The organism is Pseudomonas neuropathica, assembly GCF_051174785.1.
In the GTDB taxonomy this organism is placed as follows: Bacteria; Pseudomonadota; Gammaproteobacteria; order Pseudomonadales; family Pseudomonadaceae; genus Aquipseudomonas; species Aquipseudomonas neuropathica_A.
The window spans coordinates 791,991-809,639 of sequence record NZ_CP195111.1; the positions used below are offsets into that span (position 1 = coordinate 791,991).

Annotated in this window: 16 protein-coding genes; 8 read left to right on the plus strand and 8 right to left on the minus strand. The window is 60.2% G+C overall.

Translation table 11 applies throughout. The features are described from left to right. Positions 1 to 27: 27 nt before the first annotated feature. The 4 genes from ACRRSD_RS03590 to ACRRSD_RS03605 all read left to right on the plus strand — a co-directional run bounded on the left by ACRRSD_RS03590 (position 28) and on the right by ACRRSD_RS03605 (position 3,335). On the plus strand, positions 28 to 738 hold the full coding sequence (locus ACRRSD_RS03590; RefSeq protein WP_122607626.1) for a murein L,D-transpeptidase catalytic domain family protein: 711 nt from the start codon (positions 28 to 30) through the stop codon (positions 736 to 738). Positions 739 to 993: 255 nt separating this feature from the next. Beyond that, on the plus strand, positions 994 to 1,251 hold the full coding sequence (locus ACRRSD_RS03595; protein WP_435037145.1) for a DUF2790 domain-containing protein: 258 nt from the start codon (positions 994 to 996) through the stop codon (positions 1,249 to 1,251). Positions 1,252 to 1,260: 9 nt separating this feature from the next. Then, positions 1,261 to 1,932 (plus strand): heavy metal response regulator transcription factor, encoded by a 672-nt coding sequence (locus ACRRSD_RS03600; RefSeq protein ID WP_016985270.1) that lies wholly within the window; start codon positions 1,261 to 1,263, stop codon positions 1,930 to 1,932. Further along, positions 1,929 to 3,335 (plus strand): heavy metal sensor histidine kinase, encoded by a 1,407-nt coding sequence (locus ACRRSD_RS03605; RefSeq protein ID WP_435037146.1) that lies wholly within the window; start codon positions 1,929 to 1,931, stop codon positions 3,333 to 3,335. The genes ACRRSD_RS03600 and ACRRSD_RS03605 overlap by 4 nt, the downstream gene beginning before the upstream one ends. A 51-nt stretch (positions 3,336 to 3,386) precedes the next feature. Here ACRRSD_RS03605 and ACRRSD_RS03610 read toward each other — a convergent pair whose 3' ends face one another. Next, complete coding sequence (locus ACRRSD_RS03610) at positions 3,387 to 4,799, minus strand: MFS transporter (protein WP_435037147.1); 1,413 nt, start codon at positions 4,797 to 4,799, stop codon at positions 3,387 to 3,389. A 103-nt stretch (positions 4,800 to 4,902) separates the two neighbouring features. Here ACRRSD_RS03610 and ACRRSD_RS03615 point away from each other — a divergent pair, with 103 nt between their 5' ends. After that, positions 4,903 to 5,790 (plus strand): LysR family transcriptional regulator, encoded by an 888-nt coding sequence (locus tag ACRRSD_RS03615; RefSeq protein ID WP_435037148.1) that lies wholly within the window; start codon positions 4,903 to 4,905, stop codon positions 5,788 to 5,790. Here the strand turns inward: ACRRSD_RS03615 and ACRRSD_RS03620 are convergent. Continuing rightward, positions 5,787 to 6,407, minus strand: coding sequence for a cell wall hydrolase (locus ACRRSD_RS03620; protein ID WP_435037149.1), 621 nt, complete (start codon positions 6,405 to 6,407; stop codon positions 5,787 to 5,789). The two genes, ACRRSD_RS03615 and ACRRSD_RS03620, sit on opposite strands and share 4 nt — an antisense overlap. Before the next feature lie 199 nt (positions 6,408 to 6,606). Between ACRRSD_RS03620 and ACRRSD_RS03625 the strand changes: the two genes are divergently transcribed. After that, entirely contained in the window at positions 6,607 to 7,458 is an 852-nt protein-coding gene (locus ACRRSD_RS03625) for a CAP domain-containing protein (protein WP_435037150.1), read from the plus strand. A 362-nt stretch (positions 7,459 to 7,820) separates the two neighbouring features. Here ACRRSD_RS03625 and ACRRSD_RS03630 read toward each other — a convergent pair whose 3' ends face one another. The 4 genes from ACRRSD_RS03630 to ACRRSD_RS03645 form a co-directional block, all read right to left on the minus strand. Further along, complete coding sequence (locus ACRRSD_RS03630; RefSeq protein WP_081265204.1) at positions 7,821 to 7,976, minus strand: DUF2474 domain-containing protein; 156 nt, start codon at positions 7,974 to 7,976, stop codon at positions 7,821 to 7,823. Beyond that, a complete protein-coding gene (gene cydB / locus ACRRSD_RS03635; protein ID WP_368969029.1) occupies positions 7,963 to 8,979 on the minus strand; it encodes a cytochrome d ubiquinol oxidase subunit II in 1,017 nt (338 codons plus the stop codon). Before cydB ends, ACRRSD_RS03630 begins: the two co-directional genes overlap by 14 nt. 17 nt (positions 8,980 to 8,996) lie before the next feature. Beyond that, entirely contained in the window at positions 8,997 to 10,412 is a 1,416-nt protein-coding gene (locus ACRRSD_RS03640) for a cytochrome ubiquinol oxidase subunit I (RefSeq protein WP_435037151.1), read from the minus strand. A gap of 106 nt (positions 10,413 to 10,518) precedes the next feature. Next, positions 10,519 to 12,843, minus strand: a complete 2,325-nt coding sequence (locus ACRRSD_RS03645; protein ID WP_435037152.1) for an FdhF/YdeP family oxidoreductase — start codon at positions 12,841 to 12,843, stop codon at positions 10,519 to 10,521. A 354-nt stretch (positions 12,844 to 13,197) separates the two neighbouring features. Between ACRRSD_RS03645 and moaA the strand changes: the two genes are divergently transcribed. Continuing rightward, entirely contained in the window at positions 13,198 to 14,196 is a 999-nt protein-coding gene (moaA, locus tag ACRRSD_RS03650; protein WP_435037153.1) for a GTP 3',8-cyclase MoaA, read from the plus strand. A 35-nt stretch (positions 14,197 to 14,231) separates the two neighbouring features. Further along, on the plus strand, positions 14,232 to 15,128 hold the full coding sequence (locus ACRRSD_RS03655; RefSeq protein ID WP_435037154.1) for a bestrophin family protein: 897 nt from the start codon (positions 14,232 to 14,234) through the stop codon (positions 15,126 to 15,128). A 679-nt stretch (positions 15,129 to 15,807) separates the two neighbouring features. Here ACRRSD_RS03655 and ACRRSD_RS03660 read toward each other — a convergent pair. Together ACRRSD_RS03660 and moaB are read right to left on the minus strand one after the other, a co-directional pair. Continuing rightward, positions 15,808 to 17,013 carry a molybdopterin molybdotransferase MoeA gene (locus tag ACRRSD_RS03660; protein ID WP_435037155.1) on the minus strand — a complete coding sequence of 402 codons (1,206 nt, stop codon included), beginning with the start codon at positions 17,011 to 17,013 and terminating at the stop codon, positions 15,808 to 15,810. Next, complete coding sequence (moaB, locus tag ACRRSD_RS03665) at positions 17,010 to 17,549, minus strand: molybdenum cofactor biosynthesis protein B (protein WP_038365659.1); 540 nt, start codon at positions 17,547 to 17,549, stop codon at positions 17,010 to 17,012. Before moaB ends, ACRRSD_RS03660 begins: the two co-directional genes overlap by 4 nt. Between the last annotated feature and the right edge of the window lie 100 nt (positions 17,550 to 17,649).

Here is a 17,649-nt window from a genome sequence, read left to right on the forward strand (position 1 = left end):
AAGTAGCAAGTGAGGACACTTTATAAAATGTTGACGTTTTTGCGCCGACTTCTGCTGACTGCCACCGCTCTCGTCGTGACCAGTCCCGTTTTTGCCGCCGGCAAACCCTCGCCGGTTCTCTACACCAGCCTCGCGCACGCCGCGCCAGAACTCAATCCCCAGGCGCTGAAAGGTGCGTTGAACGCCATGCAGTGCGCGGTCAACAACGGTGCGAAGCCGTCCCGCCATCTGGCGATCATCGACTATTCGCAACCGTCCACCGAACGCCGCCTGTGGATCTTCGACCTCAGCAAACAAAAATTGGTGCTGCGCGATCTGGTCGCCCACGGTTCGAATTCCGGGGAAAACTTCGCCACGCAATTTTCCAATGTCGAAGGCAGTTATCAATCCAGCCTCGGCCTGTTCCGTACCCAGGAAAGCTACAGCGGCACCCACGGTTACTCGCTGCGCATGGACGGTCTGGAACCGGGCTTCAATGACATGGCCCGCGATCGCGCGATCGTCATTCACGCCGCCAGCTACGTGAACCCGTTGTGGAGCAAGAAACAGGGGCGCATCGGCCGCAGCCAGGGCTGCCCGGCGGTAAGGCCACAGATTGCCAAGCAGGTGATCGACCGGTTGAAGAATGGTCAGTTCATGTTTTCGTGGTATCCGGATCAGCGCTGGCTGAAGTCGTCGCCGTACCTGAACTGCCAGCCGCAGCAGGTGGCGAGCATTCTCAATACCCATGCGAGCTGACAGAGCACCCCAACTCCCTTGTGGGAGCGAGCCTGCTCGCGAATGCGCTGGGTCAGACACTTTAAATGTGTGCTGACATACCGCATTCGCGAGCAGGCTCGCTCCCACAGGGATAGTGTTCCTTCAGTTAAACCGTTTTCATCCGTTTCATTACAACTTTGTCATTCAGCTGTCGGTTTGCCGTGCGGATCGCTCGGTAGCCTGAAGTTGTCCCGGCGCCAATGCCGATCAACTGTGACCACTGAGTGACTGACCATGAAAAGCCTACTGCTCGCCTTCACCGCCCTCCTCGCCACCGGCAGCGTGTTCGCCGCGAACATGCCCGACACCGCCGTGATTCACGACAAATCCGCTTTCTACGTCAATCTGGATGTCGACAAAGTCCTGTCCAGCACCGATATTTCACAAGCGTGTGGCGTGGTCCCGGCGCAATTGAATTACCTCGACCACCAGGGTCGCGAACATGTGCTGGACTATCAGGTACAAGGCAGCGGCTGCATCAATGACCATTGAGACTGATCGATGAATATTCTGGTTGTCGAAGACGAACCCAAGGCGGGCAACTACCTGCTCAACGGTTTGCAGGAACTGGGTTACAGCGTCAGCCTCGCCCGTGACGGTGCCGACGGGTTGCACCTGGCGCTGGAACACAGTTTCGATGTGATCGTGCTCGATGTGATGATGCCGAAAATGGATGGCTGGGAAGTGCTGCGCCGGTTGCGCAAGGAGGCCGACACGCCGGTGCTGTTCCTCACCGCCCGCGACGATATCGCTGACCGCGTCAAAGGCCTGGAACTGGGCGCTGATGATTACCTGATCAAGCCGTTTTCCTTTGCTGAACTGGTGGCGCGCCTGCGCACCCTGACCCGGCGCGGGCCGATCCATGAAGACGAACAGTTGCAAGTGGCCGACCTGCAGATCGACGTGCTCAAGCGCCGCGTGACGCGCGCCGGGGTGCGCATCACCCTGACCAACAAAGAGTTCGCGTTGCTGCAGTTGTTCGCCACGCATACCGGGCAGGTCCTCGCCCGTTCGCTGATTGCCTCGCGGGTCTGGGACATGAATTTCGACAGCGACACCAACGTCGTCGATGTCGCCGTACGCCGCTTGCGGGCGAAGATCGATGACCCGTTCCAGCTCAAGCTGATCCACAGCGTGCGCGGCATCGGTTATCGCTTCGATACGCAACCATGAGCAGCCATCGCGCACATTCGCTGACCCTGCGCCTGGCGCTGGTGTTCGCCCTGCTTGCGTTTGCTTCGCTGGCTGGCCTCGGTGCCGCGCTGTACAACGAACTGGAGCAACAGTTGATCCGCCGTGATGACACAGCGCTGGTCAGCCGTGTCGATCAATTGCGCACGTTCCTTAATGACAGCAACACCCTGGAGCTGATCAAGAACAAACCGGCACTGTTCCAGAACATGCTCGGCAACCGCGAAGCACTGCTGACCATTGGCGCGCCGGGGCAACCGCCGCTGCTGGTGGTCAATCCGGGCAATCTGAACACGCCGACGTTGCCAGCAGTCCCCGTCGATCATGCGATGACGCTGAAAGACGTGCAGCATTTGCCGAATGTCGATGGCGTACCGTTTTCGGCGGTGGCGGCGAGTATCGATTCCGGTGAGCTGGGTAGTTTGCAAGTCACCACCGGGCGCCTGATGAGCGAGCGCACAGCGATGCTCGCCAATTACCGCTTGAGTGTTTATGGCCTGGCCTCGCTGGCGGCGCTGTTACTGGCGGTGGTGGGTTGCTTGCTGGTGTATCGCGGGTTGTTGCCGTTGCGGCGACTGGCGAAGCACGCTCATGGCATCGGTGTCGGCAACCTTGGCGAGCGCCTCGCCAGCAGCGGTGCGCCACGAGAATTGCAGCCGATGATCGAGGCGTTCAATGCCATGCTCGATCGGCTCGCCAAGGGCTTTGCGCAGTTGAGTCAGGTGTCCACCGACATGGCCCATGAGTTGCGCACGCCGATCAACAATCTGCTCGGCGAAACCCAGGTCGCGCTGCAGCAGCACCGTAGCATCGAGGCCTATCAGCAATTGCTCGCCTCCAACGTCGAAGAACTGGAACGCCTGACGCGGATGCTCGACAACATGCTGTTTCTGGCGCGCACCGATCCGGCCAGTGCCTTGAGTCAGCGCCAGGAGCTGGATGCGGCGGATGAGATGCAGCGCATTGCCGATTACTTTGAAGGCCTGGCGGCGGATGTCGGGGTGAGTATCGAGGCCCGTGGTAGCGGTGTGATCTGGGCCGAGCCGATGTTATTACGGCGGGCATTGGCCAACCTGTGCGCCAATGCGATCAAGTACGGTGCGGCGGATTCGACGGTGCAAGTGGAAGCGATTGCTGAACCGGATGGCAGTTATCTGCGAGTGAGAAATCAGGGCGCAACCATTGCCCCTGAACACTTGGCGCGGTTGTTCGAACGCTTCTACCGGGTCGACCAGTCCCGTGAACGCTCGGCGCAATCCAATGGTTTGGGCTTGTCGATCGTGGCAACCATCATGCAATTGCATCAAGGCCGCTACAGCGCCAGCAGTGCCGATGGCATCACCTGCTTCGAACTGTTCTTCCCCGCCCGGCAATCTCGGGACTGAACATCACCAATTTTCCCTTGTGGGAGCGAGCCTGCTCGCGAAAGCGGTGTATCAATCACTGGAGATGTTGCCTGTGCCGACCTCTTCGCGAGCAGGCTCGCTCCCACATTTGAACTGCGCTCGGCTGATGATCAACGCCATAAGCATCAATGCCACCGCTACGCCGAAAGTGGTGTGCAATCCACTGGCAATCGCCGTTGCCGGCGCCTGCGTCGGATCCCCGGCCGCCAGCGCGAACACCGCGCCCATGACCGCTGCGCCAGTAATCAAACCGAGGTTGCGCGCCAACCCGAGCATCGCCGAGACCACGCCGCGCTGATCCTGACGAACCTCGGCCATCAATCCGGTGTTGTTGGCTGCCTGAAACAACGCATAACTGATGGCGACCATGGTGATCGGCAACAGATACCCAGGCAGCCCCAGACTCATTGGCAACAGCGCCAACAAAGCACAGCCGCAAGCCATGGCGAACAAAGCTCCCGGCACGATCCGTCGCGCACCGAAGCGATCCACCAGACGTCCGGCCGGCACACCGCCAAACGCAGACAACAACGGCCCGACCGACAACACCAGGCCAACCACGGCACTGCTCAGGCCCAATCCGCGATGCAGGTAAAACGGACCGACCACCAGCGTGGTCATCATCACCGTCGTCACCAGCAACGTCAGCGTCAGACTGCTGCTCAATCGCGCGTCGCTAAACAGTGACAAGCGAATCAGCGGCGCTTTGGCCTTCTTCTCGACCACGACGAACAACCCGACACCGCACAGGCTGGCCAGCAGCAACGGCAACATCAAACCTTCCAGCGTCATTGCCAGCGCATAGGCTGCCAGCGTGAATACCAGCACCGCACTGCCAGAATAATCGAACGCGACACGCGGCCCTGCGGCCCGATCCGCCGGCAAATAGCGGTACACCAGCCACGCATTGAGCAAGCCCAGCGGCACGTTGAGCAGAAAAATCGCCTGCCAGCCGACATGCGTCATCAACAACCCGCCCAGCGACGGCCCAAGACTGGTGCCAGTCGCCGACATCGTCGCCAACAAACCCATCGCACTGCCCGCCCGCGCCTTCGGCACCGCATCGGCCACCAACGCCACCGTCAAGGCAAACATGATCGCCGCGCCCACACCTTGCACCGCCCGCGCAGCGATCAGCCAGCCCAGTCCCGGTGCCAGCGCGCAGGCCAGCGAAGCGCAGGTGAAAATGCCGATCCCGATCAACAGCAAACGACGCCGACCGAAGCCATCGCCCAGACGCCCAACGCTGACAATCAATGTGGTGACCGCGAGCAGATAAGCCAGCACGATCCATTGCACCTGTTGAAACGTCGCATCAAACGCCGTCGCCAGGATCGGCAAACCCGCGTTGGCAATGCTGGTATCCAGCGACGGCATCAACATCGACAAGGCCAGACTGGTCAGCGCCCATCGGGCGGGAGTGCTCAAGGGTTCTCGGGGCATGGACAGCTCGCAACGCAAAGGTAATGCGTCATAGCCTGAGCCTCGACAACACGCGGCGCAAGACGCATGCTTTGCACTCGATACCTGCATGGAACGCCATGTCATGACTGCGCCGGACCTGAACCTGCTGATCACCCTCGATGTCTTGCTGCGCGAAGGCAGCGTCGCCCGCGCCGCCAAATGTCTGCGGTTGAGCCCGTCAGCCATGAGTCGCGCCCTCGCCCGTCTGCGCGAAACCACTGGCGATCCGTTGCTGGTGCGCGCGGGTCGTGGCTTGGTGCCAACACCCCGCGCATTGGAGTTGCGCGAACGGGTCAGTCATCTGGTGCAGGACGCCGAGGCGGTTTTACGACCTGCCGAAGTGCTCGACCCCGGACGCTTGCAACGCACCTTCACCCTGCGCAACACCGACGGCTTTGTCGAAACCTTTGCCGCCGCCCTGCTCGCGCGTATCGCCGAAGAGGCGCCCGGCGTACGCCTGCGTTTTGTGCAGAAAGCCGACAAGGACAGCACGCCGTTGCGCGAAGGTCGCGTCGATCTGGAAACCGGCGTGGTCGATGACAGCACCGACCCGACGCTGCATAGCCGCATTCTGTTTCAGGATCAGTGGATCGGTGTGGTGCGCGAGGGGCATGCCTTGAGCGCGGGGAAAATAACCAGCAAACGTTTTGCAGGCGGCCAGCACATTCTGATCTCAAGACGCGGGCGCAGCAGCGGCCCGGTGGACGAAGCGTTACTCGAGCTCGGTCTGACACGGGACATCGTCACATCATTCGGTGGATTCTCGGCGGCGCTGACGCTGGTGCGTGAATCAGAGCTGATCGCCACGGTCCCGCAAAGGCATACGAGCAAACTGCGCACCGGCCTGCACAGTTTCGCCCTGCCCTTTGCGATGCCGGACATCAGCGTGTCGATGCTCTGGCATCCGCGCATGGACGCCGACCCGGCGCATCGCTGGTTGCGCGAGTGTGTGCGGCAGGTCTGCGCTTAACGCGCGTCGCCGCCGGCAGGTTTGTAGAAGAGGAATTTTTTTGTTTCAGCGGTTCTGCGGTATTCCTTGGCCCAGCTCGGATGCACATTGCGGTCGTGGAAATACAACGCGCCGTTGGTGCGATCCTTGAGCTGGCGGTTCAGCGCTTTGCGGGCGATATCCTTGGCCAGCGAATATTCGGCATCTTCCTTGACCTCATCCGGACGCCCGTCGCACCACCAGGAAAACTGGCAGCTCCTGGTTTCCGAACCTTGTTTGACGACCGCGCAGACCGTGTCGGGGAAGCCTTCGTGGCCGAGGCGATTCATCACCACACTGGCTACGGCTTCCATTTCCGGCGTGTCTTTGCCTTTGGCTTCCCAGTAGATACTGCGCGCCAGGCAAGTGATCGGATCATCCAGCGGCGCGGCGCCGGCGGGGTCAACCGCTTGCACTTCGGTCGGGGTGATGGCTTCGGCTTTCGGTGCCGGTGCGGCGCTGACTTTGTCCGCCGCTTTCTCTTCCAGCACTTGGGCTTTTTCTTCAGCCTTCGCTTTGATCGGGGCCTGATCGGTGGCCCATGCAGAGCCTGCCAACAGGGTGAATACGAGACAACCCGCCCAGCCTTTCAATCCCATGTCTGTTCTTCCGGCAGCGCCCGATGCGGGCAAGGTGTTACGTCGGGGAGACACCCGGTTTGCGGGCTCTTCGGTGAGTGTAGACGGCAAAACCAGAGGCAAAGTTGCGCAGAAAAACGGCTGAATGAAGAAAAAAGACATTGCACTCACCGGGGGCCTTTCGCGCATCATGGGCGCATTCAGCTCAAGGGAGATTTCCATGCGCTTCATGCCATCCGTTTTGCGTCTTGCCGCGTTGTCCGTGGGCGTTGTGTTTGCCATCCCGGCGCTGGCCGGCGATGAATCGCAATTGATCGAGTCGATCAACAGCTACCGCAGCCAGCCGCAGCGTTGCGGCAGTCAGGCGTCGAATGAACTGCCACCGTTGTCGGCTGATCCACGGCTGAGATTACGTGCCACCGGTGCTGTCGATCTGCAACAAGCCATGGCCAGCGCAAGTTATCCGATGGTCAATGTGCAGGCGATCACGCTCAATGGCCCGCGTGATGCGGCGTCGGCGATGCAGGCGATTCAGGAAAGTTTCTGTCAGGTGGTGCTCGATCCACAGTTCGTCGATGTCGGTGTCAGCCGCGACGACCGTGACTGGCGCATCGTGCTGGCGCGGCCGCTGCTGTCGGCCAAGCTCGGTGACGCGCAAAGTGAGGGGCAGAAATTGCTCAGTGAACTCAATGTCGCCCGCAGTCAGGCACGTCAGTGTGGCGGTCAGGCTTTTACCGCAGCGGCTCCGCTCGCCTGGAACGCGACGCTGGGCACGGTCGCCCAGGATCACAGCCGCGACATGGCTAACAACAATTACCTCGACCACAAGGACCGCGACGGCCGCACCCCGGGCGACCGCGCGGAACTCGCCGGGTACAGCGGCCAACAAGTCGGCGAAAACATCGCCGCCGGACAAGACACCGTGCACAAAGTCGTCGAAGGCTGGCTCGCCAGCCCCGGCCACTGCGCCAACCTGATGAACCCGCAATACAAGGAGCTCGGCGCCGCTTACGCGACCGACCCGAAAAGCAGTGCAGGCATCTACTGGACCGCGATGTTTGGCGCCCAGTAAGCCGCTCTCAAGTTCACCACCCTCCCCTGTGGGAGCGGGTTGATCATTAGATCTTCGGCCGAACCGAGATCAAATGTGGGAGCGAGCTTGCTCGCGAAGAGGCCATTACATTCAACATCAATGCTGTCTGAACTGACGCCTTCGCGAGCAAGCTCGCTCCCACAATGATCGGTGTAATGCTCATCATCCCTGAACAACACAAAACCCTGTGGGAGCTGGCTTGCCAGCGATGAGGCCCGCCCCTTCAACATTGATGTCGACTGACCCACCGCTATCGCTGGCAAGCCAGCTCCCACAGGGTCAGCAGTCGCTCGGAAGATTGAGGCAATAAAAAACCGCAGCCTGGCTGCGGTTTTTCAGGCTCAGTGGGTCCTCATTCCCGCCGCATACATCGCCAGTTTCAGCAGGCTCGCCACCACCGCCAGTGACACCACGCTGCCCAGCCAGATCAACAACAGCCAGCCCAGACGCTTGTACCAGCGGCTGCTCTTCACTTCACGGGAATCAATGGTAGCCATCGCCAATCCTCACTTTGCCGCGGAATACGTAGTAGCTCCAGAAGGTGTACATCAGGATCACCGGCAGGATGAACAGTGCACCAATCAACGCAAACAACTGGCTCGACGGCGGTGACGCTGCAGCCCAGATGCTCACCGACGGCGGGATGATGTTCGGCCAGATGCTCAGCGCCAGGCCGATGTAACCGAGCAACATCAGCACCAGGGTGAACACGAACGGCCAGTGCGTATGCCGCTGACGCAACGTGCGCAACAGCCCGAACACCGCCAGCAACGCCAACACCACCAACCCGGCGAACACCTGCAGATGCCCGTGCGTCGACCAACGCGCCGCCAGTTCCGGATGCAGTTGCAGTGTCCACACGCCAATCACCAGCACCATCGCCATCAACAGCAAGGCCAGCGGCCGGGTGAACAGACGCATCCGCGATTCGAGCATGCCCTCAGTCTTGACCAGCAACCACGTACTGCCGAGTAACGCATACGCGATCACCAGACCCACGCCACACACCAGCGGAAACGGCGCCAACCAGTCCAGACCGCCACCGGCAAACTGCCGATCGACCACCGGAATTCCGGACACATACGCGCCGATCACCACACCTTGCGAGAACGTCGCCAGCAGCGAACCACCGATAAACGCCTTGTCCCACCAATGGCGTTTTTGCGGCGAAGACTTGAAGCGAAACTCAAACGCCACGCCACGGAAAATCAGCCCGCACAGCATCAGGATCAGCGGCAGATACAGCGCCTCGAGAATCACCCCGTACGCCAGCGGAAACGCCCCGTACAACGCCGCGCCACCGAGCACCAGCCAGGTCTCGTTACCGTCCCAGACCGGGGCGACGGTGTTCATCATCACATCACGTTCCTGCTCATCCGGGATCAGCGGAAACAGGATTCCCAAGCCCAGATCGAAGCCATCCATGATCACGTACATCATCACCCCGAAGGCGATGATCACTCCCCAGATCAACGAGAGATCGATACCTTGAATACCCATGACTCAATGCTCCTTTATCAGTGGACCGAGGTCGCGGATTCGAGGGGTGTGGTCGCCGCCGAAAGTGGTCGGCGCGGTGCCTGCGTATGGTCGCCTTCAGGCGGATGCTCGTGGTGCGGCTGCGGGCCTTTTTTCACCAGTTTCATCATGTAGCCGATGCCCACGCTGAACACCGTGAAATAGATCACCACGAACAGCGCCAGCGACGTGCTCATCTGCGCCACCGAGTGATGCGATGCCGCGTCGTGAGTGCGCAGCAAGCCATAAACCACCCACGGCTGACGCCCGACTTCCGTGGTTATCCACCCGGCCAGCAGCGCAATCAAACCGCTCGGCCCCATCAACAACACCAGACGCTGGAAGCCGCGATGAGCGTAGAGCTTGCCGCCCCGGCGCAACGCCAGACCGAGCAAACCAACGAGGATCATCAACATCCCCAACCCGGCCATGACGCGAAAGCTCCAGAAGATCACGGTCGAATTCGGCCGGTCTTCCTTCGGGAAACTCTTCAGCGCCGGGATCTGCTTGTCGAGGCTGTGAGTGAGAATCAGGCTACCGAGGTACGGAATTTCCAATGCGTATTTGGTCTTCTCCGCCTCCATATCAGGAATACCGAACAGCACCAGCGGCGTCGGCCCGTTGTCGGCGTTTTCCCAATGGCCTTCGATGGCGGCGATCTTCGCCGGTTGATGCTCCAGCGTGTTCAAACCATGGGCGTCACCGACCACTGCCTGAATCGGCGCAACGATCAGCGCCATCCACAACGCCATGGAAAACATCTTGCGCACCGGCGCCGTGTTATTGCCGCGCAGCAAATGCCAGGCAGCCGACGCACCGACGAAGAACGACGTCGCGACAAACGCGGCAATCGCCATGTGCGCCAGACGGAACGGGAACGACGGATTGAACACAATCGCCAGCCAGTCCAGCGGCATCACCCGCCCATCGACGATCTCAAAGCCTTGCGGGGTCTGCATCCAGCTGTTCGACGCAAGAATCCAGAACGTCGAAATCAACGTGCCGATGGCGACCATCACCGTGGCGAAGAAGTGCAAACCACGGCCGACGCGATTCCAGCCAAACAACATCACCCCAAGGAACCCGGCCTCAAGGAAGAACGCGGTCAGCACTTCATAGGTCAGCAGCGGCCCGGTGATGCTCCCGGCGAAGTCCGAAAAGCCACTCCAGTTGGTGCCGAACTGGTACGCCATGACCAGCCCCGAAACCACACCCATGCCAAAGTTGACCGCGAAAATCTTCGACCAGAAATGGTAGAGATCGCGGTACGTGTCGTTGCGGGTTTTCAGCCACAGGCCTTCGAGTACCGCGAGGAAACTCGCCAGGCCAATGGTGATCGCCGGGAAAATAATGTGGAACGAAACCGTGAACGCGAATTGAATTCGCGCCAGGTCCAGTGCCTCCAGATTGAACATGATGATGTCCTCATCAGGGCTGAAAAGCGGCAGCACGAACCCGGGCCACCGCCAGACGCGAACGCCTGCAGCCAGTCAAATTGCTATGATTTTTATGAGTGGCGGGTTACGCCACCGACGACGGGATCAGGTTGCTGACCTTAGCGGCTTCGAGGCGGATCGCCACGAACTTGGAGGTCGGCGTGTAGGTCCGGTCGCCGTAGCTTTCCAGAGGCACCAGCGGATTGGTCTCCGGGTAGTAAGCCGCTGCTTGCCCTGCGGGAATGTCGTAGGCAATCAGGGTAAAACCGCTGACCCGACGCTCACGCTCGTCATCCCACAGCGCCACCAGATCGACCTTCTGCCCCGGTTCGAAACCCAGGCGCTGGATGTCCTGCTCGTTGGCGAAGATCACATCGCGCATGCCGTAAACCCCGCGATAACGGTCATCGAGGCCGTACAGCGTGGTGTTGTACTGATCGTGGGAACGCATGGTTTGCAGAATCAGATGCGGCTTGACCGGCAAGTTGCGCACGCCTTCGCTGATCAAGTGTTCCGGCAGTACGCACGGGGTGAACTGGGCCTTGCCGCTTTCGGTGTTCCAGACCCGGTCCGAGGCGTCGTTGCCGAGGTGGAAGCCACCCGGAGTCAGCAGTTTTTCATTGAAGTTCTCGAAGCCCGGAATCACGTCGGCAATCAGGTTGCGGATGCGCCCGTAGTCGCCCACCACCCATTCCCAATCGATCGGATGCTTGCCCAGCGTCGCGGCGGCGATCCCGGCAATGATCGCCGGCTCGGACTTCAACTGCGCCGACTTCGGCTTCAACTGGCCGAACGACAAATGCACCATGCTGAAAGTGTCTTCCACGGTCACGCCTTGCGGACCTTCGGCCTGGATGTCGATGTCGGTACGCCCGAGGCACGGCAGAATCAGCGCGTCGCGACCGGTGACCAAATGGCTGCGGTTGAGCTTGGTCGCGATGTGCACGGTCAGGTCGAGTTTGCGCATCGCCGCGTGGGTGCGCGGGGTGTCCGGCGTGGCTTGGGCGAAGTTGCCGCCCAAACCGATGAACACCTTGGCTTCGCCACGTTCCATGGCGCCGATCGCCATCACCGTGTTGTGCCCGTGCATGCGCGGCACGTCGAAGTTGAAACGCTTTTCCAGCGCGTCCATCAAGTCTTTCGGCGCCAGTTCGTTGATGCCCATGGTGCGGTCGCCCTGCACATTACTGTGGCCGCGAACCGGGGAAAGCCCGGCGCCCGGCCGGCCGACGTTGCCGCGCAGCAGTTGCAGGTTGATGACTTCCTGCAAGGTCGCCACCGAATGCACGTGCTGGGTCAGGCCCATGGCCCAGCACATGATCACGCTCTTGGCGCGGCCATACATGCGCGCGGCCAGTTCGATGTCATGCAGCGGCACGCCGGACTGCTCAAGAATATGCTCCCAGCTGGTTGCCTCGACTTCAGCCAGATAGCTGTCCAGACCCGTAGTGTGCTCGGCGATGAACGCGTGATCGAACACTGGTTCGCCGCCAGTCGCCTGTGCTTCGCGTTCCCACTGCAACAGGAATTTGACCATGCCGCGAATCATCGCCATGTCGCCGCCAAGCGCCGGGCGGAAGTACGCGGTGTTGGTCGCTTCCCAGCCGTTGCTGAGCATTTCGAGCGGGTTCTGCGGGTTCTGGAAACGCTCCAGGCCACGCTCTTTCAGCGGATTGATACACACCACTTGGGCGCCACGTTTCACCGCTTCACGCAACGGCTCGAGCATGCGCGGGTGGTTGGTGCCGGGGTTCTGGCCAATGACGAAAATCGCGTCGGCATGGTGCAAGTCTTCGTAGACCACGGTGCCTTTGCCGACGCCCAAGGTCTCGATCATGCTCACCGCACTGGCTTCGTGGCACATGTTCGAGCAGTCAGGGAAGTTGTTGGTGCCAAACGCACGGACGAACAACTGATAGAGAAACGCCGCTTCATTGCTGGCGCGGCCCGAGGTGTAGAACTCGGCCTCGTGCGGCGACTTGAGATTTTTCAGGTGATCGGCGATCAGCGCAAAAGCTTCTGCCCAGCTGATTTCCACGTAGCGGTCGATCCGCGCGTCGTAGCGCATCGGATGGGTCAGGCGACCTTGATATTCCAGCCAGTAGTCGCTCTGTTCGGCCAGGCTCGACACCGTGTACTTGTTGAAGAACGCCGGGTCGACCAGACGCCCGGTCGCTTCCCAGTTCACCGCTTTCGCGCCGTTCTCGCAGAACTTCAACATGCTCGCGCCCGGCGCTTCGCCCCAGGCACAACCCGGGCAGTCGAAGCCACCGTTCTGGTTGGTCTTGAGCATGGCGCGAATGTTTTTCAGGGCGTTTTCACTGCCCAGCCAGCTCTTGGTCAGGCTGATGACAGCGCCCCAACCGGCAGCGGCGCCTTTGTAGGGTTTGTAACGGTCGACTTGTGACATGGGACTCTCCATGACGATGCACACAGGCATGAACCTGATTCGGTTAAACAGCGACGGCCGACTTTCAAGGTTGCAAAGTGGTCGTTGGATTTGCCGGGGCAAGGATATGAACCGTTACAAAACATTGTCTAATCGCTATTAATGACCGTCTTATCGAAAGCATCTATCACGGATTAAAACCCTTTATTTACGAGGCCTTGCGAAACTAAGGAAGCAACTTTCGGCGAAAAATATTTCATCATCGACGGGATCAATCAGCTGTTCATAAACAGTGATTGGACGGCACTGAAAGTTGCCCATAACCTGCGCTGACCAAACCCCTTCCACAGTGGTTTTCATTCCTGCGAGGCTGTCATGTCAGAGCGTGTCTTGATCGATGGTTACAACCGCCGCGTCGACTATCTGCGCATGTCGGTGACCGACCGCTGCGACTTCCGCTGCGTCTATTGCATGGCCGAAGACATGCAGTTTCTGCCGCGCCAGCAGGTGCTGACGCTGGAGGAGATCTATCAACTGGCGCAGAGCTTTGTAGCGCTCGGCACGCGCAAGATTCGCCTCACGGGTGGCGAGCCGCTGATCCGTCCGGGCGTGGTCAAGTTGTGTGAGCAGATCGCCGCCCTGCCCGGTCTGCGCGAACTGTGCATGACCACCAACGGCTCGCAACTGGGCAAACTCGCCGCGCCGCTGTTCGACGCCGGGGTCAAGCGCCTGAACATCAGCCTCGACAGCCTCGACCCGCAGCGCTTCAAGCAGATGACTCGCACCGGTGATCTGGCGCAGGTGATCAACGGCATTGATGCCGCGCGCAAGGCCGGTTTCACCCGCACTAAACTCAATGTGGTGGTGATGCAGGGCCGCAACGATCAGGAAATCAATGATCTGGTCAGCTTCGCAATCGACCGTCAGCTCGACGTCTCCTTCATCGAAGAGATGCCGCTGGGGATCATCAGCGAACACAGCCGTGCCGAGTCGTTTTTCTCCAGCGCGCAGGTGCGCGAAAAGATTGCCGAACGCTATACCCTGATTGACTCTGCCGAGTCGACGCAAGGCCCGTCACGCTACTGGCGGCTGGCCGAGGCGCCGGAGATTCGCCTGGGCTTTATCTCACCGCATAGCCACAATTTTTGCGGCACCTGCAACCGCGTACGCCTCACCGTCGAGGGACGCCTGCTACTGTGTCTGGGTAACGAGCATTCAGTGGATCTGAAAGCGCTGCTGCGTGCGCATCCGGGGCAACCGCAGCGGCTGGAGAAAGCCATTATCGAGGCGATGAAACTCAAGCCCTATCGACATAATTTCGAAGTGAACGACGATGTTCAGGTCGTGCGCTTCATGAACATGACGGGCGGCTAGACCGCCCCTTCCAAGGGTTATCGGAACCGCACAGCATGATCATCAGACCCAAGGTCAACCAGTTCGCCATTCTCTTCACCCTCAAGGGTTCGATCGCCAAGCGCATCGCCATGCGCACGTTGATGGTCACCCTGCTCGCTTCGGCTATCGTGCTGGTGGAAATCCTCCATCCGAGCAACTTCACCAAGGTCAATGCCACGCCGTTTACCTTGCTCGGTTTGTCGCTGTCGATCTTCATGAATTTTCGCAACAACGCTTGCTATGACCGCTGGTATGAGGCGCGTAAAGCCTGGGGCGAAGTGATCGTGCATATTCGCTCGGTGATTCGCGAAACCCATGTGATTCGTGAATCGGCTGAGCGCAAGCCGTTGCTGCTTAACCTGTGTGGTTTCGCCCATGCGTTGAACGCACGGTTGCGCAAGGAAAGCGAGGCCGATGCGAGCAGCCAATGGATCATGCCGAAACCTGATCCGCAGACGCCGGATTACAGTGGGCGCATTCTGCAAACGGTTGGCCAGCAGTGTTCCGATTTGCATCAGAACGGTGAGCTGACTGAGTGGCGCTACATGTTGCTGGCCAACCATTTGACCAGCCTGACCCAGGCGCAAGCCGTGTGCGAACGGATCAAGACCACGCCACTGCCGTTTCCTTACACGCTGTTGCTGCACCGAACGATTTATCTGTTCTGCATCCTGCTGCCGTTCGCCATGGCCGAGCCGTTGGGCTGGCTGACGCCGCTGTTCACGGCGATTGTCAGCTACACGTTTTTTGGCCTCGATGCGATTGCCGATGAACTGGAAGACCCGTTTGGACGCGACGAAAACGACCTGCCCACCGATGCGCTGGTGCGCACCATAGAACGCGACATCCTCAGCGAACTCGGCGCAGAAGTACCGCTGGCGCTGAAGCCAGTGGACTATGTGCTGAGCTGATCCTTAGCTCTCCAGACGCCCCAAAAACCCTGTGGGAGCGAGCCTGCTCGCGAAGAGGCTCTGTCAGCCAACATCGATGTTGACTGACACTCCGCCTTCGCGAGCAGGCTCGCTCCCACAGGGTTCGCGTACACCGCCGATATTGATGACCACCACAAAACCACTGTGGGAGCGAGCTTGCTCGCGAAGAGGCCCTACCAGCCAACATCAATGTTGACTGACACTCCGCTTTCGCGAGCAGGCTCGCTCCCACAGGTTTTGCATTCACACCCGGATATTGATGAGCGCCATAAAGCCATTGTGGGAGCGAGCCTGCTCGCGAAGGGGCTCTGTCAGCCAACATCGATGTTGCTGACACTCCGCCTTCGCGAGCAGGCTCGCTCCCACAGGTTTTGCATTCACACCCGGATATTGATGAGCGCCATAAAGCCATTGTGGGAGCGAGCCTGCTCGCGAAGAGGCTCTGTCAGCCAACATCGATGTTGACTGACACTCCGCTTTCGCGAGCAAGCTCGCTCCCACAGGTTTTGCATTCACACCCGGATATTGATGAGCGCCATAAAGCCATTGTGGGAGCGAGCCTGCTCGCGAAGAGGCTCTGTCAGCCAACATCGATGTTGACTGACACTCCGCCTTCGCGAGCAGGCTCGCTCCCACAGTTTTGATTTGTGTTGTCGGTTTAGAAGAGTTCGTTGAACGGGATAAAGCGCAGCGGATCGCCGAGGTTGTGCGTACTGTTCTCGGGGATTTCCACCAACCCATCGGCCCAAGTTGCGCCGAGCAGGACGCCGGAGCTTTGATTCGGATAGAGCACCGCTCGCCCCGCTTCCAGCTTCACCCGCAGGTATTCACGACGGCTGCCAGCCTTGTGCCAATCGAAGCCTGCGTTGACTGTGAAGCTCAGCGGCATGACATCTTCCACACCCTGAATACGCAGCAGATACGGCCGCGCCAGCAACCCGAACGTCACCAGCGCCGAGGTCGGATTGCCCGGCAAACCGATCACCGGCACGGTGCCGAAATGCCCGACCGTCAGCGGTTTGCCAGGCTTGATCGCCAGTTTCCACAACAGCGGTTTGCCGCTGTCGCGCAGCACCTGCCCGAGGCAATCGGCATCGCCGGCAGACACCCCGCCGGTGGTCAGAATCAGATCAGCGCTTACTTGCAGTTGCTCAAGTTTGAGCCGCGTCTGGGCCGGGCGATCCGGGAGGATGCCGGCGTCGATCACTTCGCAGCCCAGCTCCCGCAACCAGTGGCCGAGCAACACGCGGTTGCTGTTGTAGATGCTACCGGGGCGCAACGGCTGACCCGGTTCGACCAGTTCATCACCGGTCGACAACAGCGCTACACGCGGGCGGCGCACCACGTGCAATTGCGCCAGCCCTTGCCCGGCGGCGACCGCCAGTTCGAACGGCCCAAGGCGTTTGCCGGCCCGCAGCAGGATATCGCCAAGGCGATTTTCCTGACCTTGCGCGCGGATGTTCTGCCCCGCCTTCAGCGGCTGCAAGAAGCGCACGCGGCCGTCCTCCAGCACTTCGACGTTCTCCTGCATTTCGACGCAGGTAGCGCCGGGCGGCAGTGGCGCGCCGGTAAAAATCCGTGCACAGGTGCCGGGCAGCAATGTATCCGGCGCCAGCCCGGCGTAAACCTTCTGCGAGACCTTCAGCGGCTGTCGGTGCAGATCGGTGAGATTGAGCGCGTAACCGTCCATGGCGCTGTTCGGCCACGGCGGCAGGTCGAGTGTCGCCACCAGATCACTGGCCAGCATCCGCCCACGGGCATCGTCGAGCGCCAGCAGTTCGCTGTCGGCCAGACGTTGCTCATGGGCCATGCCGAGCAATTGGTCGAGGGCGTCCTCGACCGGCATCAATGGTGCCTTGCTCATCCGCGTGGCCCGCAGGCTTGCACCGCTTTCAGGTGCGGGACGAAGTTGCACGGGCGATGACGGTTGTCGAGTTGCTCGGCAAGAATGCCTTCCCACGCTGTGCGACAGGCGCCGGTCGAACCCGGCAGGCAACACACCAGCGTGCCGTTCGACAGCCCGGCCAGCGCGCGGCTTTGCACGGTGGACGTGCCGATATCCAAAATCGAAATCGCCCGGAACAACTCGCCGAAGCCGTCAATCTGCTTATCAAACAAGCAAGCCACCGCTTCCGGCGTGCTGTCGCGACCGGTGAAACCCGTGCCGCCAGTGATCAGCACCACCTGAATGCCTTCGTCGGCGATCCAGTTCGCTACCTGAGCGCGGATCTTGTACAGATCATCCTTGAGCAAGTTGCGCTCACTCAGGGTGTGACCGGCCTCGAGCAAACGACTGACCAGCAACTGGCCCGACGTATCGCTGGCGTAATCGCGCGTATCGCTGACCGTCAGCACGGCGATATTCAGGGGGACAAACAGGGCATCGGCTTTGGCACTCATGGCAGTTCTCCGGCAGCAGTCAATCAACATTGCCGAGCAGCCTAAGTGCCACTTATCAGTACTGTCTAATCACTCTGGCCAACCACATTATCGACCAGCT

Coding starts and splice junctions, on each gene's coding strand:
- ACRRSD_RS03605 (WP_435037146.1), top strand. CDS start 1,929: ATGAGCAGCCATCGCGCACATTCGCTGACCCTGCGCCTGGCGCTGGTG.
- moaA (WP_435037153.1), top strand. CDS start 13,198: ATGTCAGAGCGTGTCTTGATCGATGGTTACAACCGCCGCGTCGACTAT.
- ACRRSD_RS03630 (WP_081265204.1), bottom strand. CDS start 7,976: ATGGCTACCATTGATTCCCGTGAAGTGAAGAGCAGCCGCTGGTACAAG.
- ACRRSD_RS03590 (WP_122607626.1), top strand. CDS start 28: ATGTTGACGTTTTTGCGCCGACTTCTGCTGACTGCCACCGCTCTCGTC.
- ACRRSD_RS03660 (WP_435037155.1), bottom strand. CDS start 17,013: ATGAGCAAGGCACCATTGATGCCGGTCGAGGACGCCCTCGACCAATTG.
- moaB (WP_038365659.1), bottom strand. CDS start 17,549: ATGAGTGCCAAAGCCGATGCCCTGTTTGTCCCCCTGAATATCGCCGTG.
- ACRRSD_RS03600 (WP_016985270.1), top strand. CDS start 1,261: ATGAATATTCTGGTTGTCGAAGACGAACCCAAGGCGGGCAACTACCTG.
- ACRRSD_RS03595 (WP_435037145.1), top strand. CDS start 994: ATGAAAAGCCTACTGCTCGCCTTCACCGCCCTCCTCGCCACCGGCAGC.
- ACRRSD_RS03615 (WP_435037148.1), top strand. CDS start 4,903: ATGACTGCGCCGGACCTGAACCTGCTGATCACCCTCGATGTCTTGCTG.
- ACRRSD_RS03610 (WP_435037147.1), bottom strand. CDS start 4,799: ATGCCCCGAGAACCCTTGAGCACTCCCGCCCGATGGGCGCTGACCAGT.
- ACRRSD_RS03640 (WP_435037151.1), bottom strand. CDS start 10,412: ATGTTCAATCTGGAGGCACTGGACCTGGCGCGAATTCAATTCGCGTTC.
- ACRRSD_RS03625 (WP_435037150.1), top strand. CDS start 6,607: ATGCGCTTCATGCCATCCGTTTTGCGTCTTGCCGCGTTGTCCGTGGGC.
- cydB (WP_368969029.1), bottom strand. CDS start 8,979: ATGGGTATTCAAGGTATCGATCTCTCGTTGATCTGGGGAGTGATCATC.
- ACRRSD_RS03655 (WP_435037154.1), top strand. CDS start 14,232: ATGATCATCAGACCCAAGGTCAACCAGTTCGCCATTCTCTTCACCCTC.
- ACRRSD_RS03620 (WP_435037149.1), bottom strand. CDS start 6,407: ATGGGATTGAAAGGCTGGGCGGGTTGTCTCGTATTCACCCTGTTGGCA.
- ACRRSD_RS03645 (WP_435037152.1), bottom strand. CDS start 12,843: ATGTCACAAGTCGACCGTTACAAACCCTACAAAGGCGCCGCTGCCGGT.